Here is a 23,281-nt window from a genome sequence, read left to right on the forward strand (position 1 = left end):
GTCCCGTCGGGAGCGGCGGGGTGCCCGGGTATTCAGGAGGCGCGCTGCTCCGGGTCGTGGTGTATCTCCACTCCCGCCGATTCGCCGAAGGTCAGCCGGCAGGTGTCGGCCCGGTACGTCGCCACCGAGAGTGCCGCCGTGCGGCCCTGGGCGAAGAAACGGGTGGTGACGACGAGGACGGGCGAGCCGGGGAGCCGGTCGAGTTCCCTGGCGTCGTCCGCGCGGGCGGAGCCGAGTTCGACGGCGCGGTCCTCGCCCTCCAGCGGCAGGTGCTGCAGTTCGCGCAGCACCGCACGCGCGCGTGCCGCGCCGGACGGGGCGTCGATCGCGGTGAGGCCGGGCACCGAGGCCGCCGGGATGTAGAGCAGTTCCGTGGCGACCTGCTGGCCGTGGGACATGCGGGTGCGGCGGACGGTGTGGACGGTCTCGTCCGGGGCGGTCTCCAGGGCGCCGGCGACGGCCGCGGGCGGTGTCGCCTGGTCGCTGTCGACGGGCTGCCAGGCGTCTCCGGCGGTGCCGGGCCAGGCGTGCTGCTCGGTGCCGACGGACACACCGACGCGCGGCGGCGCGACGGTCGTGCCGACCCCACGGCGGCGCTGCAGCCGGCCCTCCAGCTCCAGCTGTTCGAGGGCCTGTCGGAGCGTGGCGCGGGCCACGCCGAAACGGGCCGCGAGGTCACGCTCGTTGGGCAGGATCTCGCCGACCGAGAACTCGGAGTCCAGTGCCTCGGTGAGCACGGTCTTCAGATGCCAGTACTTCGGTTCCGGTACCGATTCCAGCTGCGTGGTCCCCACCCTGTCCTCCGCAAGAGCCGTGGTCCGGCGGTTTTTGGCGCCCTTGTTTATTAAAGGTTGTTGCACTTCTCTGCGACCATAGGGCGGCCGTCACCCTTGGTCAAGACCAATCGTCGATCCCCGCCCGAACGCACGGGCGCCCCGCCACGGAGCGTTCACGAGGCGTTCGCGGGCGGCGCAGCGGGTGACGGCACGGCAAAGCCCCCGTCACACGGCGGATTCCAGGGGCCGGCGCGGGCGCGAGGGTGCGGAGTGGGCGCGAGGGGGCGGTGGCGCCCCCTCGCCGGTTCAGCCGCCGGTGAGGTGCCGGAGCTTGTCCGGGTTGCGGACGACGTAGACGGCGGTGACGCGGCCGTCGGCGATGTCCACCTGGAAGAGACTGTCGGGCTTGTCGTCGACGAGGACCAGCGCGGCGGGGCCGCCGTTGACCTCCAGGGGCTGGACGGACAGCCCGGCCGGGAGCTTGCGCGCGGCGCCGATGAGGAAGCGGGCGACCTTGTCGGCGGTGTGCAGGGTGCGCAGCGGTGCCTTGGCCTTGCCGCCGCTGTCGCCGACCAGCCGGACGTCCGGGGCGAGCAGGGACATCAGCCCCGCCAGGTCGCCCTCGGCCGCGGCGGCGAGGAAACGCTGGGTCAGGTCGCGGCGCCGGGCGGGGTCGACCTCGTACCGCGGGCGCCGTTCGGCCACGTGCCGGCGGGCCCGCCCGGCGAGCTGCCGTACCGCCGGCTCGGCGCGGTCGAGCAGCGCGGCGATCTCGGCGTACGGGTAGCCGAAGGCCTCCCGGAGCACGAACACGGCCCGCTCCAGCGGGGACAGCGACTCCAGGACGACCAGGACGGCCAGGGAGACCGTGTCGGCGAGTACCGCGCGGTCCGCGGAGTCGGGGGCGGTGTCGGCGAATTCGGTGAGGTACGGCTCGGGCAGCCACGGCCCGACGTACGCCTCTCCGCGCGACTGCACCTGGCGCAGCCGGTCGATGGCCAGCCGGGTGGTGATGCGCACCAGGTAGGCGCGCGGTTCGCGGACCTCGGTGCGGTCGGCCTGGTACCAGCGCAGCCATGCCTCCTGGACCACGTCCTCGGCGTCGGCGACCCGGCCGAGCATGCGGTAGGCGACCCCCGTGAGCAGGGGCCGGTGCTCTTCGAAGACATCGGTGGCTGGGTCTGCGGTCACGGGTCCATCCCAGCCGACACGCCCTGCGCTGTCCACCCGGAATGCCCGGCTCCAGGAGCGGTACGGATCACAATGACCGCGGACCGCCGGCGGGCGGCGGCCGGTGACCGTGAGGTGGGCGATGCGGTACGGGGTGCTGGGCACGGGCGAGGTGGGCCGTACCCTGGCCGGCCGGCTGCTGGAGCTGGGTCACGAGGTGACCCTCGGTTCGCGCACCCGGGACAACCCGGTGGCCGTGGAGTGGGCGACGGCCGAGGCCGGGCGGGCCCACGCGGGGACGTTCGCGGACGCGGCGGCCGCGGGTGAGGTGGTGGTGAGCGCGGTGGGCGGCCGGGTGACGCTGGACGCGCTGCGGGCGGCGGGCGCGGAGCACCTGGACGGCAAGGTGCTGGTGGACGTCTCCAATCCGCTGGCGTTCGAGGACGGGCAGCCGCGACTGGACCCGGTGGAGTCGGACAGCGTGGGCGAGCGGATCCAGCGGGCGTTCCCGCAGGCGCGCGTGGTGAAGGCGCTGAACACGGTCAACTGCCGGGTGATGGTGGATCCGGGGCGGGTGCCGGGCGAGCACCAGCTGTTCGTGTGCGGGGACGACGCCGGGGCCAAGGAGCAGGTGACGGCGCTGCTCGGGGAGTTCGGCTGGCCGGCCGGGCGGGTGCTGGACCTCGGCGGGATCCGGTCGGCGCGGGCGGTGGAGATGTATCTGCCGCTGTGGCTCACCCTGTTCCGCCGCTTCGGGGACGCCGACTTCAACATCGAGGTGCGCCGGGCGCGTTGAAGGGCGGACCGAGTGCCGGCACCCCAAGGGCTACCCGTCGGTAGTAATTGCTGACAAGCTGTCTACGGCGTCCGTCAGCAGCCCAGACGAGGAGCACCCCATGTCCGCCACCGTCTCCTTCCCGGTCCCCGCCCCGCACGGCCCCGGCGACGTCACCGTGTCCTACGCGCGCGTGGGCCGCGGCGAACCGCTGGTCCTGCTGCACGGCATCGGCCATCACCGGCAGGCCTGGGACCCGGTCGTGGACATCCTGGCCACCGAGCGCGAGGTGATCGCCGTCGACCTGCCGGGCTTCGGCGCGTCCCCGGCGCTGCCGGACGGCCTGGCCTACGACCTGCCCACCACCAACGCCGTCCTCGGCGCCCTGTTCGAGGCGCTGGAGCTGGACCGCCCGCACGTCGCCGGCAACTCGCTGGGCGGGCTGCTCGCCCTGGAGCTCGGCCGGGAGAAGCTCGTACGGTCCGTGACCGCCCTGTCCCCGGCCGGTTTCTGGTCGGAGGCCGAGCGGCGGTACGCCTTCGCGGTGCTGCTCGCGATGCGCGGGATCGCCCGGCGGCTGCCGCTGCCCTTGGTACGGCGGCTGTCCCGTACGGCGGCCGGCCGTACGGCGCTGACCAGCACCATCTACGCCCGTCCCGGGCGCCGTTCGCCGGAGGCGGTGGTCGCCGAGACACTCGCGCTCGTCGGGGCCGCCGGCTTCGGGGCGACCCTGCGGGCGGGCGGCACCGTCCGTTTCACCGACGACCTGCCGGGCCTGCCGGTCACGGTGGCCTGGGGCACCCGGGACCGGATCCTGGTGCGCCGCCAGGGCGTCCGCGCCAAGCAGCTGATCCCGCACGCCCGGCTGGTCCGGCTGCCCGGCTGCGGCCACTGCCCGATGAACGACGACCCGGCGTTGGTCGCGCGCGTCATCCTGGACGGCAGCCGCTGACCTCCTCCGGACCGTCCCGGCCGCCTCTCACGAACTCCGACCACCCATGACCGCCCCCGACTGTTCCTGATCGCCCCTGACCGCCCCTGACCGTCGTCCAGGCGACTGGAGTTCACTTCCGGTTCGCGTGCGCGCCTCGGCGCCCCCGTAGGTGTGGCTCTGCACACTGGCCGGATCCCGTCCCTGGAGGCGCAGCCATGTCCCACCGTCCGCTCCCCGGCCGCCGCAGCGTCCTGCGCGGCTCCCTCGCCGCGTCGGCGGCCCTGACCCTGCCCGTGGGCCTCGGCGCGGCCCCGGCGTTCGCCCGCTCCGGACGCCCGGAGGCCGGCTGGGGCGTGCAGACCGGTGACGTGACCGCCGACTCCGCTCTGGTGTGGGTGCGTTCGGACCGGCCGGCCCGGATGATCGTGGAGACCTCGGCCACCGAGTCCTTCCGCGACCCGCGCCGCCGGTACGGCCCGCTGCTCGGCGCCGGCACGGACTTCACCGGCACCACCCGGCTGCACGGCCTGCCCTCCGGCGAGCAGATCCACTACCGGTGCTGCTCGCCGACCCGGACGACCCGCGCCGCACCGGCGAGCCCGTGACCGGCACCTTCCGCACCGTCTCCCGGCGCCGCCGGGACGGCGTGCGGTTCCTGTGGTCGGGCGACCTGGCCGGACAGGGCTGGGGCATCAACCCGGGCCTCGGCGGCTACCGCATCTACGACGCCATGGCGAAGCTGGACCCGGACTTCTTCCTGTGCAGCGGCGACACCGTCTACGCCGACGGTCCCATCACCGCCACCCAGGCGCTGCCCGGCGGCGGTACCTGGCGGAACATCACCACCGAGGAGAAGTCGAAGGTCGCCGAGACCCTCGCCGAGTACCGGGGCAACTTCCGCTACAACCTGCTCGACGCCAACCTCCGCCGGTTCAACGCCCAGGTGCCCTCGGTCGTCCAGTGGGACGACCACGAGGTGCGCAACAACTGGTACCCGGGCGAGGTGATCGCCTCGACCGACACCCGCTACACCGAGAAGAGCGTCGACGTCCTCGCGGCGCGCGCCCGGCGGGCGTTCACCGAGTACTTCCCCCTGTCCACCCTGCGTCCGGGCACGAGGGAGGGCCGGGTCTACCGGGTGCTGCGCCAGGGCCCGCTGCTGGACGTGTTCGTGCTCGACATGCGCACGTACCGCAACGCCAACTCCCCCGACGACCGGACGACCGACCCGCAGGGCATCCTCGGCCGGGAGCAGCTGGAGTGGCTCAAGTGGGAGCTGGCCCGTTCGCGCGCGGTGTGGAAGGTGATCGCCGCCGACATGCCGCTCGGTCTCGTCGTACCGGACTCGACGGAGGGCAGGCCGAACTTCGAGGCGGTGGCGCAGGGCGATCCGGGGGCGCCGCTCGGACGGGAGCTGCAGATCGCCGAGCTGCTGCGGTTCGTCAAACACCGGCGGATCACCGGCACGCTGTGGCTGACGGCGGACGTGCACCACACCTCCGCCCAGCACTACCAGCCGTCCCGGGCCGCGTTCACCGACTTCGAGCCGTTCTGGGAGTTCGTCTCCGGGCCGCTGAACGCGGGCGCCTTCCCGGCGAGCGCGCTGGACGGCACCTTCGGCCCGGAGCGGGTGTTCGTGAAGGCGCCGACCGCGTCGAACGTCTCGCCCGCGGGTGGCTACCAGTTCTTCGGCGAGGTCGACATCGACGGGGAGAGCGGGGAGCTGACGGTACGGCTGCGGGAGCAGGACGGCGCCGTGCTGTTCACGCAGACCCTGCAGCCGGGCCGCGTCGGTCAGTAGGACCCGTCAGGAGGTCAACCATGGAAAGTGCAACAAAAGGGGCGGAGCATGCTTTACCCATCGGTCACAATCAGTTCGTGATCACGCAACACCGTTCCTCCACAGTGGTTGCATGACTCCAGACATGCCTGATGTGACCCGGGCCAGGCACGGACGGCCCGTGCACCACTGGCGGCGGGACGTCGTCGAACTCGCCGCGCTCTTCACCGCCGTGGCCGTCGCGGACGCGGTGGCGAACCTGATCGGGCACGGACCGGACGGCCCGGCCCTGCTGGTGATCTCGGCCGTCGTGCTGGCCGCGACGGCGGGATTCCACGTGTGGTGGTCACGCCGCCACGGACACGCCCCGCCGGTGAGCGATACCGGTGCCCGGCCGGCCGCCGAGACGCGGCCGGCCGGGCAGCCCGCCGACGGTGAGGACGGCACCTGCGAGGACCCCGGCACGCTGTGGCGGATGCGGACGACGGTGAAGGACGAGCCGGGTTCGCTGGCCGCCCTGTGCGCGGCGCTCGCCGGACGGCGGGTGGACATCCTGAGCCTGCAGACGCACCCGCTGGCCGACGGCACGGTGGACGAGTTCCTGCTGCGGGCGCCGGGCGCGCTCCCGGCGGCCGGGATCACGCGGGCGGTCGCGTCGGCCGGGGGTACGGCCACCTGGATCGAGCGGGCCGACGCCCACGACCTGGTCGACGTGCCCACCCGGGTGCTCGGCCTGGCCGCCCGCACCGCCCTGGACACCTCCGAACTCCCTCTGGCCCTGCGCCAGTTGCTGGGCCGCTGCACCATCCGTTCCCTGCCCGGCGCACCGGCCGGCGGCGGCCGTGGGCCGGCACCGGTGCCGGTCGAGGGCGTGCTGGAGGACACCGTGATGCGGCTGCCGGCGCCCGAGGGCGGCGTGCTCACCGTGGAGCGGCCGTACCTCCCGTTCACCCCCGCCGAGTTCGCCCGCGCCCGGGCGCTGGTGGAGCTGGACGGCCGGCTCGGGCCGCGGATCCCCGACGGCCAGGACGTGCTGACCCTGCCCGAGGGCAACGACATCACCGTGCGCCGGGTGGACACCGGGGACCTGGCCGCGGCCCGGGCGATGCACGACCGGTGCTCGCCGCACACCCTCGGCATGCGCTACCACGGCCCGGTCGGCGACGCGGACCGCTATCTGAACCACCTGCTCAGCCCCCGGTTCGGCCGGACGCTCGCCGCGCAGACCGCCTCGGGACGGATCGTCGGCCTCGGGCATCTGCTGTGGGACGGCGACGAGACCGAGGTCGCGCTGCTGGTCGAGGACGAGTGGCAGCGGCGGGGCGTCGGCGGCGAGCTGCTCGGCCGGCTGGTGGCCATGGCTGCGGAGGCCGGCTGCGCGAGCGTGTACGCCGTGACCAAGGCGTCCAACACGGGCATGGTCGCCGCGATGCGCGGCCTCGGCCTCCCGCTGGACTACCAGGTGGAGGAGGGCACGCTGGTGATCACGGCCCGCCTGGACACGACACCGGCGACCCCGGTACCCCGCCCGGCCTGAGGCCGCTTGGCGCCCGGCCCGTAGCCGGTGCAGCGCCATGACCCTGTACGCCGGCCATGACCCTGTACGCCGTCTTCGCCTGGGCCGCCCCCGCTGCCGCGGGCCGCAGCGGGGGCTTCTCCGCCCGGCCTGGAGCCACCGCACGGGGACGGCCCCGCGCGGACACGGCACCGCGCGCTCCGGTGACCCGCACCGGCGGTCTCCCGCGCTGCGGGGCCCCGCGACCGTCCCGCCGGGCCGCGCGCGACCGACCCCCGGACCCCACGCGACCACCCCACCAGGCCCCACGCGGCGGACCCGCGGGGCCCCGTCCTCAGCGCACCGCCTCCCGCAGCGGTGTCACCTGCCGTTCCCGGACGCCCCCCAGGGCCTGGTCCAGGTCCGCCCAGAGGTCGTCCGCGTCCTCCAGGCCCACCGACAGCCGCAGCAGGCGGTCGCTCACGCCCGCCCCTCGCCGGTCGTCGGCGTCCACGATGCGGTGGCTGATGGACGCGGGATGCTGGATGAGCGTGTCGACGCTGCCCAGGCTCACCGCGGGGGTGACGAGGCGGACGCGGGAGATCACCTCGTGCGGGTCGCCGTGCACCTCGAAGGCGATCATCGCGCCACCGAGCCGCGGATAGCGGACCCGGGCCACGCGCGGGTCGGCGGCCAGCCGGCGGGCCAGCTCGGCGGCGTTCGCGGAGGCGGCCCGCACCCGCACCGGGAGCGTGGACAGCCCGCGCAGCAGCAGGTAGCCGGCCAGCGGATGCAGGACTCCCCCGGTGGCGAAACGTATCTGCCGCAGCCGGCCCGCGAACTCCTCGTCACAGGCGACCACCCCGGCCAGCACGTCGCCATGGCCGCCGAGGTACTTGGTGGCGCTGTGCAGCACCATCCGGGCACCCTGCTCTGCCGGGCGCTGGAGCACGGGCGTGGCGAAGGTGTTGTCGGCGAGCAGCGGCACCGAACCGCAGGCGTGGGCGATCGCCCGCAGGTCGAGTTCGGCGAGGGTCGGGTTGGCCGGGGACTCGACCATCACCAGGCCGGTGTCCGGGCGCAGCGCGTCGGCGATGCCGGCCGGGTCGGTCCAGGTGACCTCCGTGCCGAGCAGGCCGGCGGTGAGCAGATGGTCGCTGCAGCCGTACAGCGGCCGTACGGCGACCACGTGGCGCAGGCCCATGGCGGACCGGGCGAGGAGGACGGCGCTGAGGGCGGCCATGCCGCTGGCGAAGGCGACGGCGGACTCGGTGCCCTCCAGGCGGGCGAGCGCGGTCTCGAAGCGGGCGACGGTCGGGTTGCCGAGACGGCCGTAGACCGGTGGCCCCACGGGGTCGGCGCCGTCGGTGGCGAAGGCGTCGATGCGGGCGGCCTCGGTGCGGCTGTCGTAGGAGGGGTAGGTGGTGGACAGGTCGATCGGCGGGGCGTGCAGGCCCTGGCGGGCGAGGTCGTCACGGCCGGCGTGCACGGCCTCGGTGGCCAGCGCTCTCGGTGCGGTGCCTACTCCGTCGTAGTCACTCAGGCTCGAAATGTCCATGGCGGGAAGGGTGAACATCGAACGGTTCTCGGGGATCGAACGCCGTGCTACGTTCGGCCAGTGGCCGAATCCGTCGTACTGGATCCGGTCGATCTGCATCTGCTGCGGCTGTTGCAGAACGACGCCCGGATCACCTACCGCGACCTCGCCGCCCAGGTGGGCGTGGCGCCGTCGACCTGCCTGGACCGGGTGACCCGGCTGCGCCGCTCGGGTGTGATCCTCGGCCACCGGCTGCGGCTGGATCCCGCCAAGCTCGGGCGCGGCCTCCAGGCGCTGCTGTCCGTGCAGGTACGACCGCACCGGCGGGAGCTGGTGGGCCCGTTCGTGGAGCGGATCCGGGCGCTGCCGGAGGCACGGACGGTGTTCCATCTGACCGGTCCCGACGACTACCTGGTGCATGTGGCCGTCGCGGACATGGCCGACCTCCAGCGGCTGGTGCTGGACGAGTTCACCGCCCGGCGCGAGGTGGCCCGGGTGGAGACCCGGCTGATCTTCCAGCAGTGGGAGTGCGGGCCGCTGCTGCCGCCCGGCCACGCCCAGAGCTGAATCCCGGCAAACGCGGGTGACGCGGTGATCCTCCGCGTACGAGGATGGGCCGCATGTCTGAGACCCAGATCCCGCTGCCCCGCCAGGTCGCCGACGCCTATGTCGACGACCTCATCGCCCTCGACCCGGTCACCGGTACGTACCTCGGTGTGAAGGAGAGTTCGAGCAGGCTCCCCGACTACTCGCCGGCCGGTCAGGAGGCCCTGGCGGAGCTGGCGCGGGCCACGCTCGCCAGGCTGGACGAGGCGGAACGGCAACCCGGTGCGGACAGCGACGTGGAGCGGCGCTGCGGCCGGCTGCTGCGGGAGCGGCTGACCGCCGAACTCGCCGTGCACGACGCGGAGGAGCACCTGCGCCGGATCGGCAACATGGACACGCCCGGCCACGCGGTCCGGGAGATCTTCACCGTCACCCCGGCGGAGACGGAGGAGGACTGGGCGGCGATCGCGCAGCGCCTGCGCGCGGTCCCGGGCGCGCTCGCGGGCTACCGTGCGTCACTCGAACTCGGCCTGGAGCGCGAGCTGTTCGCGGCGCCCCGGCCGACGGAGACCTACATCGGCCAGCTCACCGAGTGGACGGACACGGACGGCGAGGGGCGCGGCTGGTTCGAGGACTTCGCCGCCGCGGGCCCGGAGGCGCTGCGCGCCGAGCTGGACGAGGCCGCGCGGACCGCGACCACCGCCCTGGTGGAGCTGCGGGACTGGCTGCGGGACGTGTACGCGCCGGCGATCGAGGGCGCCCCGAACGTGGTCGGCCGGGAGCGGTACGCGCGCTGGGCCCGCTACTTCAACGGCACGGACCTCGACCTGGACGAGGCGTACGCGTACGGCTGGGCGGAGTTCCACCGCATCCTCGGCGAGATGCGGAAGGAGGCGGAGAGGATCCTGCCCGGCGCCGCGACGCCGTGGGCGGCACTCGCCCACCTGGACGAGCACGGCCGGCACATCGAGGGCGTGGACGAGGTCCGGGAGTGGCTCCAGGGCCTGATGGACAGGGCGATCGCGGAACTGGACGGCACCCACTTCGACCTCGCCGAGCGGGTGCGCAGGGTGGAGTCCTGCATCGCCCCGCCCGGTGGCGCGGCGGCCCCCTACTACACGCCGCCGTCGGAGGACTTCTCCCGGCCGGGCCGCACCTGGCTGCCCACGATGGGCCTGACCCGCTTCCCGGTCTACGACCTGGTGTCGACCTGGTACCACGAGGGTGTGCCCGGCCACCACCTCCAGCTCGCGCAGTGGGCGCACGTGGCCGAGGACCTCTCCCGCTACCAGGCGACGATCGGCGGGGTCAGCGCCAACGCGGAGGGCTGGGCGCTGTACGCGGAGCGGCTGATGGACGAGCTGGGCTACCTCACGGACCCGGAGGAGCGGCTCGGCTACCTGGACGCGCAGATGATGCGGGCGGCCCGGGTGATCGTGGACATCGGCATGCACCTGGAGCTGGAGATCCCGGCGGACTCGCCGTTCCACCCCGGTGAGCGGTGGACACCGGAGCTGGCCGAGGAGTTCGTCGGCCTGCACAGCAGCCGGCCGGCGGACTACGTGGAGAGCGAGCTGACCCGGTACCTGACGATCCCGGGCCAGGCGATCGGCTACAAGCTCGGCGAGCGGGCGTGGCTGCTGGGCCGGGAGAAGGCCCGGGAGCGGCACGGCGACGCCTTCGACCTGAAGGCCTGGCACATGGCGGCCCTGTCCCAGGGTTCCCTGGGCCTGGACGACCTGGTGGACGAGCTGTCCCGCCTCTGACGGCGCGGCGCCGAACCGGGTCCCGGCGGGGACCGCGCGGTCGTAACCGCGCGGTCCCCGCCGGTGGCGTGCCCGGGCCGCGGAACGGTCCTCGGCCGTACGGGCGTCCCCCGCTGGCGCGGGCGGGGCGCAGGCGGCTAGCTGGTGCCGGGGGCCGATGCGGAAGGCGGGCCGGACATGGAGGAGACGGGAACGGGGACGGGACGGCGGGAGGAGACGGGGACCGGGCCGCGGACCCTGCGGACGCCGCGGGCCGCGGGGCTGGCCGGAGTGGTCTTCGCGTTGCTCCTGGCGGCGGCGATGGTCCTGGTCAGGATCGGGATCCCGGAGGGCGCCGACGCGGCCGCCGCGACCGGGTTCACGGACGCGACGCGGCGGAACGCGCTGCGGGCGGCCCTCGCGCTCGTGCCGTTCGCCGGGATCTTCTTCCTGTGGTTCATCGGCGTGATCCGCGCGCACGTCGGCGCGGGCGAGGACAGGTTCCTCGCCACCGTCTTCCTCGGCAGCGGGCTGGTGTTCACCGCCACGCTGTTCGGCGCCGCCGCGGCGGCGAGCGCCGTGCTCGTCGTGGACCATCCCGCCGACCTGCCGCCGGTGCCCGGCACCTGGGACTTCGGCCGCCACTTCGCGTTCACGTTGATGACGGAGTACGCCATGCGGATGGCGGCCGTCTTCGTGTCCTCCATGTCGGTCATCGGCCGCCGCCTCAGGATCCTGCCCCGCTGGCTCACGGTCCTCGGCCTCCTCACCGCCCTGACGCTGCTGTTCGCCTCCTCGAACGTGCCCTGGGCGGAACTCGTCTTCCCCGCGTGGTCGCTGCTGCTCAGCGTGCACATCCTGACGGCGGGCCGGGGCGCCCGGACCCCTGCGGATCCCGTGTAGGGCCGTCGGCCGCTCACTCGATCGGCGTGCCCGGCGCGCGGACGCCCCACCCCGGCTCGCATGCTGGCGTGCGGGGGGACGACCGCCGTCCGCAGCCGCCCGCGCGAGCCGCGTGGGACGGGCGGACCTGGCCATCGGAAAGGGCGGAGCGTCGATGCGGCTCGTCGTCGATCTCAACAAGTGTCAGGGGTACGCGCAGTGCGCGTTCCTCGCGCCCGACGTCTTCGCCATGCACGGCGAGGAGTCGCTGATCTACAACCCCCGCGCCGACGAGGAGCAGCGCGAACGGCTGGCCCGTGCCGTCGCCGCGTGCCCGGTGCAGGCGATCACCGCCGACGGACTGGACCGCGTGGGCGAGGTCCGGGAGGCGTCCGATGGCCGCTGACCACATGGAGTGGCTCCGGCGCGAGGGCCGGATCGTGATCGTCGGCGCCTCGCTGGCCGGCCTGCGGGCCGCCGAGACGCTGCGCGCCGAGGGCTTCACCGGTGAACTGACCCTGATCGGGGACGAGCCGTACGAGCCGTACGACCGGCCGCCGCTGTCCAAGTCCGTGCTGCTGGGCATGGCGTCCCCGCACCACACCGAGCTGCCCCACCGCCGGGAGATCGACGCCAAGTGGCGCCTCGGCGTCGCGGCGACCGGTCTGGATCTGACCGCCAAGCGGGTGCGGCTGGCCGACGGGGACGAGGTGGAGTACGACCGGCTGCTCATCGCGACCGGGGTGCGCGCCCGGCCGTGGCCGAAGCCGGAGGAGGCCCGGCTGGACGGCGTCTGCCTGCTGCGCACCCGTGAGGACGCGGCCGACCTGTACCGGCGGCTGAAGGCGGGGCCGCGCCGGGTGTTCGTCATCGGCGCCGGGTTCGCCGGTTCGGAGGTGGCCTCGGCGTGCCGGGAGATGAACCTGCCGGTCACCGTCGCGGAACGCGCGGGCGCCCCGCTGGTGGGCGCGCTCGGCGGGGTCGTCGGCGCGGTCGCCGCCGACCTGCAGACGGAGAACGGGGTGGACTTGCGCACCCATGTCACGGTGACCGCGCTGGAGGGTGACTCGGCCGGCCGGGTACGGGCGGTCCATCTGTCCGACGAGAGCGTGGTCGAGGCGGACGTGGTCGTGGTCTCGCTGGGATCGCTGCGGAACACCGAGTGGCTGGAGGGGTCGGGGCTGGGCGCCGGACCCCGGGGCATCGCCTGCGACGCGGGCTGCCGGGCCTTCGACTTCCGGGGCATCGTCACGGACGACGTGTTCGTGGCGGGCGACGTGGCGCGCTCCCCGCACGCGCTCTTCGGCTACCAGTTCCTCTCGTTGGAGCACTGGGGCAACGCCGTCGCGCAGGCGGAGACCGCCGCGCACAACATGATCTGCCACGGCGCCGAACGGCGCCCGCACCTGTGGATGCCGGCCTTCTGGTCCTCGATGTTCGGTGTGAACATCAAGTCGGTCGGGGTGCCGCCCATGGGCGAGCAGCTCATGGTCACGCAGGGTTCGCTGGCCGAGCGCCGGTTCGCCGCCGTCTACGGGCACCAGGACCGGATCGTGGCCGCCGTGACCTTCGACAACACGCGGTGGCTTGAGTTCTACCAGCGGGAGATCGAGCGCGGCGCGCCGTTCCCGGTGGAGTACGCGACGACGGACCGGCGGCCCGAGGGCCGGCAGCCCGTGGACGCCCGGTTCCCGGACCCGTCCCTGCCGACCCACGGCCCCATGGTGACCCTCAGCGGTTACTCGCCGGCCGACCAGCAGCTGGTCTTCCACCCCGCCCGCCACTGACCGCCGCCGACGGCCTCGACGCCCCAAGGACCCGCCATGCCGCACGCCTCGATGTTGCGCCAGATCACCGACTTCGCGAACCGCGCCAACCCGTATCCGGTGTACGAGGAACTCCGCAGGACACCGGTGCTCCACGAGGAGGAGGACGGCCCCTACCTCATCAGCTCCTACTACGACATCAAGGCGCTCCTCCACGATCCCCGGATCAGCTCCGATGCCGCGAACCTGGCCGCCGCCGGGGACGACGCGCTGGACCAGTCGGAGGAGACGGGCGGGCTGCCGCCGTCCTTCCTGCGCCTCGACCCGCCCGAGCACGACCGGCTGCGGCGGATCGCCAACGGCGCGTTCGGGCCGCCGCACCGGCCGCGGCGGGTCGAGAACATGCGGGGCCAGATGCGGGACATCGTCACCGAGCTGATCGACGGTTTCGGCGACGCCCGGCAGATCGACCTGGTCGACCAGTTCGCCTACCCCTTCCCGGTGACGGTGATCTGCCGGCTGCTCGGGGTGCCCCGGGAGGACGAGCCGAAGTTCCGTACCTGGGTCGACCCGCTGGTGGCGAGCCTCGACCCCGCCGCCGGCCGGGGCGAGGAATCCGACCAGCAGAAGACGGCGCTGGAAGCCCGCATGCAGCTCGGCATGTACCTGGCGGGGCTGGTCGAGGAGCGGGCCAGGGAGCCCCGGGACGACATGCTGTCCGACCTGGTGAACAGCCGGGGCCCGGACGGCGCCATGACGATGATGGAGGTGCTCAGCACCTCGGTGCTGCTGCTGATCGCCGGGCACGAGACGACGGTCAACCTGATCACCAACGGCATGCTCACCCTGCTGCGCCACCCGGAGTACCTGGGGCGGCTGCGGGAGGACCCGGGGCTGTCGGTCAACATCGTGGAGGAGCTGCTGCGGTACGAGCCGCCGGTGCAGCTCGTGCCGCAGCGCACCTGCATCAGCGACATCGAGGTACGCGGTGTGACGATCCCCAAGGGCTCGCGGATCTGGCTGGTGCTGGCCGCGGGCAACCGTGACCCGGAGCGCTTCGAGGACCCCGAGCGGTTCGACCCGGACCGCGGGGACATCCAGCACCTCGGTTTCGGCAGCGGCATCCACAGCTGCTTCGGCGCTCCGCTGGCCCGGCTGGAGACGCAGATCGCGCTGTCCGAACTGGCCCGGCGGCTGGAGAGCCCCCGCCTGGTCGAGGACCCGCCGCCCTACCGGCAGAACGCGGTGCTGCGTGGCCCCCGGCACCTGGGGATCACCTTCGAGGGACTGCGCTGAGCCCGCCGTCCCGGCGCCGCGGCCGTCCGTGACCTGTGCCGTGCGTCAGCCCTCGGCCCGCGTCCTGCGTCGGTCCGTGACCCGCGTCATTCCCTGACCTCCGCCGGCAGCACCACACAGACCTCGTACCCGCCGTCGCGCGTCGGGCCCGAGGTCATGGTGCCGCCGAGGAGTTCCGCGCGCTGACGCAGACCGATCAAGCCGTGGTGCGCGCCGGGCAGCGGGAGGGGCGGCTGGGTCGGCGCCGTGTTGGTGATCCGGACGCGGACGGAACCGTCGGTGTGCAGCAGGTCGATGCGCGCGGTGGCGCCTGGGGCGTGCTTGCGGGTGTTGGTCAGGGCCTCCTGGACCGTGCGGTAGACCGCGCGCTGGACGGTGGCCGGGAGGCCTTCGGGCAGGTCCATCCGCAGCTCGGTCTCGATGCCGCAGCCGTCGGCGAGCCTGCGGATGTCGTTGAGCGCCGGCTGCGGGGTCAGCTCCGTGGGCTGGCCGCCGGAGGCGCGCAGGACCCCGACCATGTGGCGCAGCTCGTCCAGCGTCTGCACGCTCAGCCGCCGGATCGTCGCCGCGGCGTCCTTCGTCTCCGCGTCGGGCGCGCCGACCTGGAGCGCTCCGGCGCGCACCGCGATCAGGCTGACCTGGTGCGAGACGACGTCGTGCATCTCCCGCGCCAGCTGGGCGCGCTCCCTGGCCAGGACGGCCTGGGCCGTCAGCAGCTGCTGGTGGTCCCGGGCCTCGGAGATCTCGGTCAGCCGCAGGGAGAGATCGCGCCGGGTCCGCACGAGCTGTCCGAGGAAGACGGCGGCGGCCGCCGTGGCGGCGCTGTAGCCGAACGCGATCAGCGTCCGGGTGCTGCTCGGATCGAGGGCGGGCGAGGGCAGGGACAGCGTGTCGCTGAGCGCGAAGGCCGGGACGCACAGGACCAGCAGCGTCCCCGGCCGGCTGAGCGAGGCGAGCGTGTACAGCGCGGCCAGGCAGGCGACGACCGCGTCGGAGAACAGGACGGCGGGCAGGGCGAGGAGGAAGGTGAGCAGCGGCAGCCGGCGCCGCAGCAGCAGGGCGACGGCGGCGGCCAGGGCGCAGGCCATCCGCAGCGGCTCGTCGATGTCCCAGTGGGCCCACACGTCGAGCAGGGCCATGGTCACCGCCACGCCGTCCAGCACCAGCGGGGGCGGGCGGCGGGTCATCCGGTCTCCTCCGTGAGGAGCCCGGCCCGCTGGGCGAAAAGGGCGGCCTGCACCCTGCCACTGACCTCCAGCTTGGTGAGGATCGCGCTGACGTGGTCCTTGACCGTGCCGGTGCTCAGGTGCATCCGGGAGGCGATGTCGGTGTTGGACAGGCCCTCGGCGATGAGGACGAGCACCTCGCGCTCGCGGCCGGTCAGCCGGTCGAGGGCCTTCGGCGGGCGCTCCTGCCCTCCGGCGCTCAGATAGCCGTCCACGACGGTGCGCGTGACCTTGGGGGCCAGCACGGTGCCGCCGCGGGCCAGGCTCTGCACGGCCAGGGGCAGCGCCTCGGGGTCGGTGTCCTTCAGGAGGAATCCGGCGGCGCCCGAGCGCAGTGCCGTCTCCACGTACTCGTCCATGTCGAAGGTGGTCAGCATGGCCACGACGGGAGGCTCGGGGAGCCGGCGGATGTCTTCGAGGACGGTGAGCCCGTCGACGTCCGGCATCCGGATGTCCAGCAGGACCACGTCGGGGCGCTGCTCGCGCACCGCCCGCAGGGCCTGGCCGCCGGACACCGCCCCGACGACCTCGATGCCGTCGGCGGCGGCGAGGATGCGCTGGAAGCCCGTGCGGATCAGGGCTTCGTCGTCGACCACCAGTACCCGGATCACGCGCGCTCCAGCCTGTACGGCACCACTGTCCGATTCGTACCACGCCCGGGGCCGCTTCGCCGCCGGGCGAGGTGCCGGGCGTGGTACGGACAGGCGCCGTGGGCCCGGGTGCCGTGATCAGGCGATCGCGGGCCGCCGGGTGGCCGGCAGGGTCAGCACCGCGACGGTCGCCGGCCCGTCGGGCGGCTGCCGGCGCTGCGGGACGGCGAGCCGGCCCAGCCGGGTGCTCCACAGGCCGTCGCGCAGGGTCAGCGTGACCAGGCAGGAGGGCGGCACTTCCAGCTGCCGGTACGCGCGGGCGGGCAGGGCCAGGGCGTGGACCAGCGCGGCTCTGATCACGGACGCCTCGGTGATCGTGAGGACGGGGCCCGGGCCGGCGGGCAGCGCGTCCAGCCAGGCGGCCGTACGGCGGCACAGCGCGCGGACGGACTCACCGCCGTGCGGTGCGGCGTCCGGATCCGTCAGCCAGGCGGAGAGGCCGTGGGGGTCCTCGGCCGCGACGTCCTCGACGGAGCGGCCGTCCCAGGTGCCGTGGTCCAGGTCGCGCAGGGCGTGCTCGGGCAGGGCCTCGATCCCGAGAGCCGCCGCGGTCTGGGCGCAGCGGACGGAAGGGCCCCGGAGGGCCGGCGGGTACGGCGGGAGGGTCGCTTTCACCGCTGCCAGCTCGCGCCGGCGGCCCTCGGTCAGGGCGGCGTCGCCGAAGACCCGGTCAGGGCCGCTGTCCGCGGCGGTCGCGCAGAGCATCGTCAGTCGCACCGTCACCGTCGACCTCCTTCTCCGAGGTTTTCCCCTGCACTCCACATCCCAGGGAAGGTGCCTGGGCAACCTCCGGCAGGTGGCCGGATCACCCCCGCCGGTCGGCGGGTTTCTCACCGGTGCGGGCCCGGAGCATGGCCAGGTCGCACTGGTACCAGGTACCCGGCTCACCGCCGAGTTCGGCGGGGTCGGCCGGTCCGATCGGGACGAACCCGGACTTGGTCAGCACCCGGTGGGAGGCGGCGTTGCGGTGGGTGGCGGCCGCCCGCAGGGCTCGCAGTCCGTGCCGCTGTGCGGCCAGGCGGCACAGCTCCCGGACGGCCTCGGTGGCCACCCCGCGGCCGGTGACGTGCTGGGCGACCCGGTAGCCGAGTTCCGCCGTCTGGTGCTCGATGTTGACCAGGTTGAACCGGCCGTGCACCGAGCCGTCCTCGGCGAGGAGGACGTAGAAGGCGCAGACGCCGGCCTCCTGCTCGGCCAGCAGGGCGTTGTACCGGTCGGTGAACTGGTCGAAGTACGCGTCGCCGCGGTCGGGCACGGAGGCGGCGAAGTACGCGCGGTTCGACCGCTCGAAGTCCAGGACCGCGGGGGCGTGGCTGGCGTGCAGCCGCTTCAGCTCGGGCACTGCCCGACTGTACCCGGCCGGGGGCGCCGGCCCCACCCGGGTTCCCCCGGGCGACCGAGTGCCGCGCGCCGGAGGGTGCGGCGTCAGCAGCCGCAGTCGCCGTCGACCGGTGCGGTCAGCGGGTCGGTGTCCCGGCGGGCGGTGCCCTGCCAGGTCTCATAGGAAAAGCCCTCACGCGTCCAGTACTCGAAGCCGCCGAGCATCTCCTTCACCTGGTAGCCGAGTTCGGCGAGGGCGAGGGCGGCCCGGGTGGCGCCGTTGCAGCCGGGGCCCCAGCAGTACGTCACCACCGGCACGCTCCTGTCGAGGAGCTGTCCGGCCTGCTCCGGGATGAGCGCGGTGGGCAGGTGGACCGCGCGGGGGACATGGCCCTGGTCCCAGGACTCGGTGGAACGGGAGTCGACCACGACGAACCCGGGGTCGCCACCGGCCGCGAGCGCGGCGGCGACGTCGGAGACGTCGGCGTGGAAGGCGAGGCTCGCGCGGAAGTAGGCGGCGGCCTCGGCGGGAGCGGCGGGGGCGGCGCGCAGGACGGAGTTCTCGGAAGCCGTGTCGATCATGACGGAGAATTTACGGTCCGCGGACCGCTCCCAGAAGCGGAGATCCCCGGGCCTTCCCTTGCCGGGCCGGGGATTCCCCTGCTATCCATCCGGGATGACCGTGTATTCCCCGGACGCCACCGACTGGCGCATCCTCGAAGTCCTCCAGCGCGACGGACGGGCCAGTTACGCCGAGCTGGCGCGCGCCGTGTCCATGTCGCCGAGCGCCGTCACCGAACGCGTCCGGCGGCTGGAGGAGGCGGGCGTCATCCAGGGGTACGCGGCGGTGGTCGACCCGGAGCGGCTGGGCCTGCCGATCCTGGCGTTCGTGCGGCTGCGCTACCCGAACGGCAACTACAAGCCGTTCCACGACCTGGTCGCGGCGACGCCGGAGATCCTGGAGGCGCACCACGTCACGGGCGACGACTGCTTCGTCATCAAGGTCACCGCCCGGTCGATGTCCCACCTGGAGGAGGTCTCGGGGAGGATCGGCGCGCTCGGTTCGGTGACCACCAGCGTGGTGTACTCGTCCCCGCTGGCCCGCCGACCGCTGGGCCGCTAGGCCGCCGGGCCACGCAGGGCACCAGGGCAGCGCCAGGGCCCCGAACGGCCTCAGGCCACGCCCCGGTGCCGCAGGGTCGAGCCCGATCTGTCCTTCACCACCTCCAGCTGGGCGTGGATGCGGCGGCGCAGGTCGGGCACATGGCTGACGATGCCGACGCTGCGGTCCCGTTCCCGCAGGCTGTCGAGCACGTCCAGGACCTCGTCCAGGGTCTGGTCGTCCAGGCTGCCGAAGCCCTCGTCGATGAAGAGGGTGTCCAGCCGGACGCCGCCCGCCTCGTCGGTGACCACGTCGGCGAGGCCGAGGGCCAGGGCGAGGGAGGCGAAGAAGGTCTCGCCGCCGGACAGGGTGGCGGTGTCCCGCTCCCGCCCGGTCCAGGCGTCCACCACGTGCAGCCCGAGCCCGCTGCGTCCGCGCCCGGTGCGGTCGTCGGAATGGACCAGGGTGTAGCGGCCGGAGGACATGCGCTGGAGGCGGACGGTCGCGGCGGCGGCGACCTGTTCGAGCCGGGCCGCGAGGACGTACGACTCCAGGCGCATCCGGCGTTCGTTGTCGGCGGAGGTGCCCGCGGTCAGGGCGGCGAGCCGGGCCACCCGGTCGTACTCCTCGCGCAGCGGGCCGAGCCGGCGTACGGCCTCGGCGGCGCGGGCGGAGAGGCGGTCCAGTTCGGCGCAGCAGCGGGCGGCGGCGTCGCGCGCCGAGACGGCCTCGCGCAGCCGGCGTTCCGCGGCGGCCGCCGTGCGCTCGGCCGCGGCCGGGTCGGCGGGCGGCTGCTGGGCGGCCGCGGCGGTGCCGGGCTCGGCGAGGACCGCGCGGACGGCGGCCTCCTCCTGCTGCCAGGCGTCGAGGCGGTGCTGCAGCTCGCGGTGGGCGGCGGGATCCAGAAGGGCCGCCGCGGCGGCCTGCGGGGTGTCGAAGCCGGCCCGGTAGGCGGCGTCGGCGAGCCGGGCGTCGGCGTCCTTCAGCCGCTGGGCCGCGTCCTCGGCGGCGCGCACGGCGTCGGCGGCGTCGGTGAGCCGTGCCACCCGCCGCTCCAGTTGCGCGGCGCGCGCGGCCACGCTGTCGGCGCCGCCCCGAGCCTGCTCCAACTCCGCTTCGAGCAAAGCCTGTTCGCGCTCCAGGGTCTCCCGCCGGGTGAGCCGGGAGGCGGCCCGTACGGCGGCCTGCTGGCGGTCGGCGAGCCGCTGCTCGCGCTCCTGCTCGGCCCGCCGCAGCTCCTGCTGGGCGGCGTGCAGCGCGGAGGCCTCGCGGCGGGCCCGGGCGTACTCCTGCTCCAGGTGCTCCGCCTCCGTGGCGAGCCGGTCGGCGGGGGTGTCACCGGCCTCCGCGGTGGCGGCGGCGAGGGCCTCACGGACCGTGCCGAGGCGCCGCTCGTCCTCGGTGTGCTGTTCCTCGGCCCGCTGGTGGGCGGCGAGGGCGCGGTCCTCGGTCTCGCGGTCGACGTGTCCGGCGACCTTGCGGGCGGGGGCGGGGTGGTCGGTGGCCCCGCAGACCGCGCAGGGCTCGCCGTCGGCGAGGTGGGCGGCCAGCTCGGCGGCGATGCCGTTCAGCCGCTGTTCCTTGAGGTCGAGCCAGTGGGTGCGGGCGTCGAGGGCGCGCTGCCGGGAGGCCTGTGCGCGCTGCCCTGCCTGGTCGAGGTCGGCGGCGAGCCGGTCGCGGGTGCGGGCCGCGTCGAGCCGCCGCCGCATGGGTTCACGCTGGACGGCGAGCTGTTCGGCGCGGGTGGCGGCCTCCTGGGCGGAGTCCAGGCGGGCCTGGAGGGCGGCCCGGGCGGTGTCCCAGCCGGCGAGCCAGGCCTCGGCCTCGCGCAGCACGTCGTCGTCGGCGCGTTCCTGACGGTCGAGTCCGGCGCGTTCCTCGGCGAGTTCGGCGAGCCGCCGTTCGGCGCGCCGGGCCGCGTCCAGGCCGCCCAGTTCCTCGGCGGCCCGGCGGGCGGCCGCGGCGAGTGAACTCGCGCCGGCGTCGGCGTGGGCGTCGGGGAGCAGCGCACGCGCGTGCGCCTCGGCCGCGGCGGCCCGGCGGTGTTCCCTCTCGGTCTCCTCGCGCAGCTCCAGGGCGGGTGCGACCGCCTCCGCCTTGCGGGCCCGCTCCATGCGCTCCTGGTTCTCGCGGTGGGCGCCGGCCCGTTCCCGGAGGCGCTCGGCGCGCTGCCGGGCCTCGGCGAACCTTTCCTGCATGCGGGCGAGTTCGCGGGTCTCTTCCAGGGCGCTGCGGGCAGCGGTGTGGGCGGACTCGGCGGCGGAGAGCCGGCAGTGGGCGACGGTGAGGCGTTCCCGGGCGGTGCTGCGGGCGACCGCGGCGGCGCCGAGGACGGCCTCGGCCACGCCCGGCTCGCCGGCGGCCAGCTCGGGCAGCTCCATGGCGTCGCCGGCCTCCTGCTGCATGCGGTGGGCGTCGGCGAGCAGGGCCGTGTCGCCCTCGCGCACGCGTGTCTCGGCGGCGCGGCGGCGTTCGGCGAGGCGTTTCTCGACGTCGGCGAAGCGCCGGGTGTCGAAGAGGCGGCCGAGCAGCTTGCTCCGGGCCTCGGCGTCGGCGCGCAGGAAGCGGGCGAAGTCGCCCTGGGGCAGCAGGACGACCTGGCAGAACTGTTCGCGGCTCATGCCGAGCAGCTGCTCGACCTCGGCGCCGATCTCCTGGTGGGAGCGGCTGAGGTCCTTCCAGGTGCCGGCCCGGGCGTCGTACTCGCGCAGCCAGGTCTGGGCCTTGTCGACCGTCAGGCCCGTGCCGCGCAGCTTGGGCCGCTCCCACGGGGGCTGCCGGGTGATCTCCAGCCGGCGTCCGGCGACGGTGAGTTCGAGGCGGACCTCGGTGCGGGTGCCCGGCTGGGCGTGGTCGCTGCGCAGGTTCATGCCCTGACTGCTCTGCCGGGCACCGGGGACGCTGCCGTAGAGGGCGTAGGCGACGGCGTCCAGGACGGAGGTCTTGCCGGCGCCGGTGGGGCCGTGCAGCAGGAACAGGCCGGCCGCGGACAGCGCGTCGAAGTCGACGGTCTGGGCGCCGCCGAAGGGCCCGAAGGCGGTGACGTCGAGCCGGTGCAGCCTCACCGGGCCACCTCCCGCACGGCGTGGTCGGCGCGTACGGCGTCGAACGCCTCGCGCAGCACGGCCGCCTCCCGCTCGTCGGGTGCGGCGCCGCGCACATGGGTGACGAAGTCCTGGGCGATCTGCTGGTCGCCGCGGCCCGCGAGGCGCCGGGCGTACGACACCCCGGCCTCCTCGGGGGCGCGTTCGGGGGCGAAGACAAGGCTGAGGGTGTGCGGGAAGCGCTCGGTGAGCCGGGCCATGGGGTCGGCCGGGCGGACCGGGTCGGTGAGGGTGGCCTCGACCCAGGCGTCCTCGTGACGGATCAGCGCCGGGTCGGCGAGGAGGTCGTCCAGGGTGCCGCGGAGGCGGGCGAGCGGGCGGGGCACCGGGCAGTCGACGCGTTCGGCGGTGACCGAGCCGTCCGCGTCCAGGTCGACCAGCCACATGCTCTTGCGGTGGCCGGCCTCGGAGAAGGAGTAGGCGAGCGGCGAGCCGGAGTAGCGCACGCGCTCGGTGAGGGTCTGGCAGCCGTGCAGATGGCCGAGCGCCACATAGTCGACGCCGTCGAAGACTCCGGCCGGTACGGCGGCCACTCCCCCGACGGTGATGTCCCGCTCGCTGTCGCTGGCCTGGCCCCCGGTGACGAAGGCGTGGGCGAGGACGACGGAACGCGTGCCTCGCGCGCGCGTGGCGAGGTCGGCGCGGACGCGGTCCATGGCGGCGCCGAGCACGGCCTCGTGGCCGGCCCTGTCGACGCCGAACTCGTCCTTCACCAGAGCCGGTTCGAGGTACGGCAGGCCGTAGAAGGCGACCTCGCCGTGGGCGTCCTCCAGGAGCACCGGGGTGCCGGCGGCGGAGGGCTCGGTGCGCAGGTGGATGCCCGCGCGGCCGATGAGTCCGGCGCCGACGCCGAGGCGGCGGGCCGAGTCGTGGTTGCCGGAGATCATCACCGTGGGCACGCCGAGGTCGGCGAGGCGGTGCAGGGCGGTGTCGAAGAGCTCGACCGCGGCGAGCGGCGGCACCGCGCGATCGTACACGTCGCCCGACACGACCACCGCGTCCACCTCGCGCTCACGCACGGTGGTGACGAGGTGACCGATGAACTCGGCCTGGGCCCCGAGCAGGTTCACCCGGTGGAAGGCCCGGCCGAGATGCCAGTCGGACGTGTGCAGGAGTCTCATGAGCCCCGAGACTAACGGCCGGGTCGGACATCACGGGCGGTCTCGCCCGCACCCGG

20 protein-coding genes and 1 pseudogene are annotated in these 23,281 nt (G+C 74.4%); 11 read left to right on the forward strand and 10 right to left on the reverse strand.

What is annotated here, in order from left to right; all coding sequences use genetic code 11:
- Positions 1-32 precede the first annotated feature (32 nt).
- Positions 33-794, reverse strand: coding sequence for a GntR family transcriptional regulator (locus ACZ7N4_RS21440; RefSeq protein WP_471359941.1), 762 nt, complete (start codon positions 792-794; stop codon positions 33-35).
- Between the two features lie 288 nt (positions 795-1,082).
- Positions 1,083-1,967 carry an RNA polymerase sigma-70 factor gene (locus ACZ7N4_RS21445; protein WP_471359943.1) on the reverse strand — a complete coding sequence of 295 codons (885 nt, stop codon included), beginning with the start codon at positions 1,965-1,967 and terminating at the stop codon, positions 1,083-1,085.
- Between the two features lie 121 nt (positions 1,968-2,088).
- Between ACZ7N4_RS21445 and ACZ7N4_RS21450 the strand changes: the two genes are divergently transcribed.
- The 4 genes and pseudogenes from ACZ7N4_RS21450 to ACZ7N4_RS21465 all read left to right on the forward strand — a co-directional run bounded on the left by ACZ7N4_RS21450 (position 2,089) and on the right by ACZ7N4_RS21465 (position 6,972).
- Positions 2,089-2,742, forward strand: coding sequence for an NADPH-dependent F420 reductase (locus ACZ7N4_RS21450; RefSeq protein WP_471359945.1), 654 nt, complete (start codon positions 2,089-2,091; stop codon positions 2,740-2,742).
- A 100-nt stretch (positions 2,743-2,842) separates the two neighbouring features.
- Positions 2,843-3,673 (forward strand): alpha/beta fold hydrolase, encoded by an 831-nt coding sequence (locus ACZ7N4_RS21455; protein WP_471359947.1) that lies wholly within the window; start codon positions 2,843-2,845, stop codon positions 3,671-3,673.
- 197 nt (positions 3,674-3,870) lie between these two features.
- Positions 3,871-5,456, forward strand: a pseudogene (locus tag ACZ7N4_RS21460) (alkaline phosphatase D family protein).
- A gap of 112 nt (positions 5,457-5,568) precedes the next feature.
- Complete coding sequence (locus ACZ7N4_RS21465; RefSeq protein ID WP_471359949.1) at positions 5,569-6,972, forward strand: GNAT family N-acetyltransferase; 1,404 nt, start codon at positions 5,569-5,571, stop codon at positions 6,970-6,972.
- A 313-nt stretch (positions 6,973-7,285) separates the two neighbouring features.
- Here ACZ7N4_RS21465 and ACZ7N4_RS21470 read toward each other — a convergent pair whose 3' ends face one another.
- Complete coding sequence (locus tag ACZ7N4_RS21470) at positions 7,286-8,488, reverse strand: trans-sulfuration enzyme family protein (protein WP_471359951.1); 1,203 nt, start codon at positions 8,486-8,488, stop codon at positions 7,286-7,288.
- Between the two features lie 60 nt (positions 8,489-8,548).
- On the opposite strand from ACZ7N4_RS21470, the gene ACZ7N4_RS21475 reads away from it, so the two are divergent.
- The 6 genes from ACZ7N4_RS21475 to ACZ7N4_RS21500 all read left to right on the forward strand — a co-directional run bounded on the left by ACZ7N4_RS21475 (position 8,549) and on the right by ACZ7N4_RS21500 (position 14,702).
- Positions 8,549-9,034, forward strand: coding sequence for an Lrp/AsnC family transcriptional regulator (locus ACZ7N4_RS21475; RefSeq protein WP_356148846.1), 486 nt, complete (start codon positions 8,549-8,551; stop codon positions 9,032-9,034).
- A 53-nt stretch (positions 9,035-9,087) separates the two neighbouring features.
- Positions 9,088-10,779: a DUF885 domain-containing protein gene (locus tag ACZ7N4_RS21480; RefSeq protein WP_471359953.1), complete on the forward strand. Its 1,692-nt coding sequence runs from the start codon at positions 9,088-9,090 to the stop codon at positions 10,777-10,779.
- 177 nt (positions 10,780-10,956) lie between these two features.
- Positions 10,957-11,661, forward strand: coding sequence for a hypothetical protein (locus tag ACZ7N4_RS21485; protein WP_471359955.1), 705 nt, complete (start codon positions 10,957-10,959; stop codon positions 11,659-11,661).
- Between the two features lie 154 nt (positions 11,662-11,815).
- Positions 11,816-12,046 carry a ferredoxin gene (locus ACZ7N4_RS21490; protein ID WP_388328053.1) on the forward strand — a complete coding sequence of 77 codons (231 nt, stop codon included), beginning with the start codon at positions 11,816-11,818 and terminating at the stop codon, positions 12,044-12,046.
- Positions 12,036-13,427, forward strand: coding sequence for an NAD(P)/FAD-dependent oxidoreductase (locus ACZ7N4_RS21495; protein ID WP_471359957.1), 1,392 nt, complete (start codon positions 12,036-12,038; stop codon positions 13,425-13,427). The genes ACZ7N4_RS21490 and ACZ7N4_RS21495 overlap by 11 nt, the downstream gene beginning before the upstream one ends.
- A gap of 36 nt (positions 13,428-13,463) precedes the next feature.
- Positions 13,464-14,702: a cytochrome P450 gene (locus tag ACZ7N4_RS21500; protein WP_471359959.1), complete on the forward strand. Its 1,239-nt coding sequence runs from the start codon at positions 13,464-13,466 to the stop codon at positions 14,700-14,702.
- A gap of 86 nt (positions 14,703-14,788) precedes the next feature.
- On the opposite strand, the gene ACZ7N4_RS21505 is transcribed toward ACZ7N4_RS21500, so the two are convergent.
- From ACZ7N4_RS21505 to ACZ7N4_RS21525, 5 genes are all read right to left on the reverse strand, one after another.
- On the reverse strand, positions 14,789-15,889 hold the full coding sequence (locus ACZ7N4_RS21505) for a sensor histidine kinase (RefSeq protein WP_471359961.1): 1,101 nt from the start codon (positions 15,887-15,889) through the stop codon (positions 14,789-14,791).
- Positions 15,886-16,539: a response regulator gene (locus ACZ7N4_RS21510; RefSeq protein WP_471359963.1), complete on the reverse strand. Its 654-nt coding sequence runs from the start codon at positions 16,537-16,539 to the stop codon at positions 15,886-15,888. Before ACZ7N4_RS21510 ends, ACZ7N4_RS21505 begins: the two co-directional genes overlap by 4 nt.
- 117 nt (positions 16,540-16,656) lie before the next feature.
- The gene (locus tag ACZ7N4_RS21515) at positions 16,657-17,301 is read right to left on the reverse strand and encodes a histidine phosphatase family protein (RefSeq protein ID WP_471359965.1); all 645 of its coding nucleotides are present in this window, start codon (positions 17,299-17,301) and stop codon (positions 16,657-16,659) included.
- Between the two features lie 82 nt (positions 17,302-17,383).
- Entirely contained in the window at positions 17,384-17,920 is a 537-nt protein-coding gene (locus ACZ7N4_RS21520; RefSeq protein WP_471359967.1) for a GNAT family N-acetyltransferase, read from the reverse strand.
- A gap of 83 nt (positions 17,921-18,003) precedes the next feature.
- On the reverse strand, positions 18,004-18,480 hold the full coding sequence (locus tag ACZ7N4_RS21525; protein WP_471359969.1) for a rhodanese-like domain-containing protein: 477 nt from the start codon (positions 18,478-18,480) through the stop codon (positions 18,004-18,006).
- Between the two features lie 94 nt (positions 18,481-18,574).
- On the opposite strand from ACZ7N4_RS21525, the gene ACZ7N4_RS21530 reads away from it, so the two are divergent.
- On the forward strand, positions 18,575-19,021 hold the full coding sequence (locus ACZ7N4_RS21530) for an Lrp/AsnC family transcriptional regulator (protein WP_471359971.1): 447 nt from the start codon (positions 18,575-18,577) through the stop codon (positions 19,019-19,021).
- Between the two features lie 50 nt (positions 19,022-19,071).
- On the opposite strand, the gene ACZ7N4_RS21535 is transcribed toward ACZ7N4_RS21530, so the two are convergent.
- Both ACZ7N4_RS21535 and ACZ7N4_RS21540 read right to left on the reverse strand, forming a co-directional pair.
- Positions 19,072-22,065, reverse strand: a complete 2,994-nt coding sequence (locus tag ACZ7N4_RS21535) for an AAA family ATPase (protein ID WP_471359973.1) — start codon at positions 22,063-22,065, stop codon at positions 19,072-19,074.
- Entirely contained in the window at positions 22,062-23,225 is a 1,164-nt protein-coding gene (locus tag ACZ7N4_RS21540) for an exonuclease SbcCD subunit D (protein ID WP_471359975.1), read from the reverse strand. Before ACZ7N4_RS21540 ends, ACZ7N4_RS21535 begins: the two co-directional genes overlap by 4 nt.
- Between the last annotated feature and the right edge of the window lie 56 nt (positions 23,226-23,281).

Source organism: Streptomyces sp. NPDC107654, from assembly GCF_055639035.1.

Excerpts from the sequence above, each read along its gene's own strand:
- ACZ7N4_RS21450 (WP_471359945.1), top strand. The coding sequence starts at position 2,089 with ATGCGGTACGGGGTGCTGGGCACGGGCGAGGTGGGCCGTACCCTGGCC.
- ACZ7N4_RS21455 (WP_471359947.1), top strand. The coding sequence starts at position 2,843 with ATGTCCGCCACCGTCTCCTTCCCGGTCCCCGCCCCGCACGGCCCCGGC.
- ACZ7N4_RS21465 (WP_471359949.1), top strand. The coding sequence starts at position 5,569 with ATGACTCCAGACATGCCTGATGTGACCCGGGCCAGGCACGGACGGCCC.
- ACZ7N4_RS21470 (WP_471359951.1), bottom strand. The coding sequence starts at position 8,488 with ATGGACATTTCGAGCCTGAGTGACTACGACGGAGTAGGCACCGCACCG.
- ACZ7N4_RS21480 (WP_471359953.1), top strand. The coding sequence starts at position 9,088 with ATGTCTGAGACCCAGATCCCGCTGCCCCGCCAGGTCGCCGACGCCTAT.
- ACZ7N4_RS21485 (WP_471359955.1), top strand. The coding sequence starts at position 10,957 with ATGGAGGAGACGGGAACGGGGACGGGACGGCGGGAGGAGACGGGGACC.
- ACZ7N4_RS21490 (WP_388328053.1), top strand. The coding sequence starts at position 11,816 with ATGCGGCTCGTCGTCGATCTCAACAAGTGTCAGGGGTACGCGCAGTGC.
- ACZ7N4_RS21495 (WP_471359957.1), top strand. The coding sequence starts at position 12,036 with ATGGCCGCTGACCACATGGAGTGGCTCCGGCGCGAGGGCCGGATCGTG.
- ACZ7N4_RS21500 (WP_471359959.1), top strand. The coding sequence starts at position 13,464 with ATGCCGCACGCCTCGATGTTGCGCCAGATCACCGACTTCGCGAACCGC.
- ACZ7N4_RS21505 (WP_471359961.1), bottom strand. The coding sequence starts at position 15,889 with ATGACCCGCCGCCCGCCCCCGCTGGTGCTGGACGGCGTGGCGGTGACC.
- ACZ7N4_RS21525 (WP_471359969.1), bottom strand. The coding sequence starts at position 18,480 with ATGATCGACACGGCTTCCGAGAACTCCGTCCTGCGCGCCGCCCCCGCC.
- ACZ7N4_RS21530 (WP_471359971.1), top strand. The coding sequence starts at position 18,575 with ATGACCGTGTATTCCCCGGACGCCACCGACTGGCGCATCCTCGAAGTC.
- ACZ7N4_RS21540 (WP_471359975.1), bottom strand. The coding sequence starts at position 23,225 with ATGAGACTCCTGCACACGTCCGACTGGCATCTCGGCCGGGCCTTCCAC.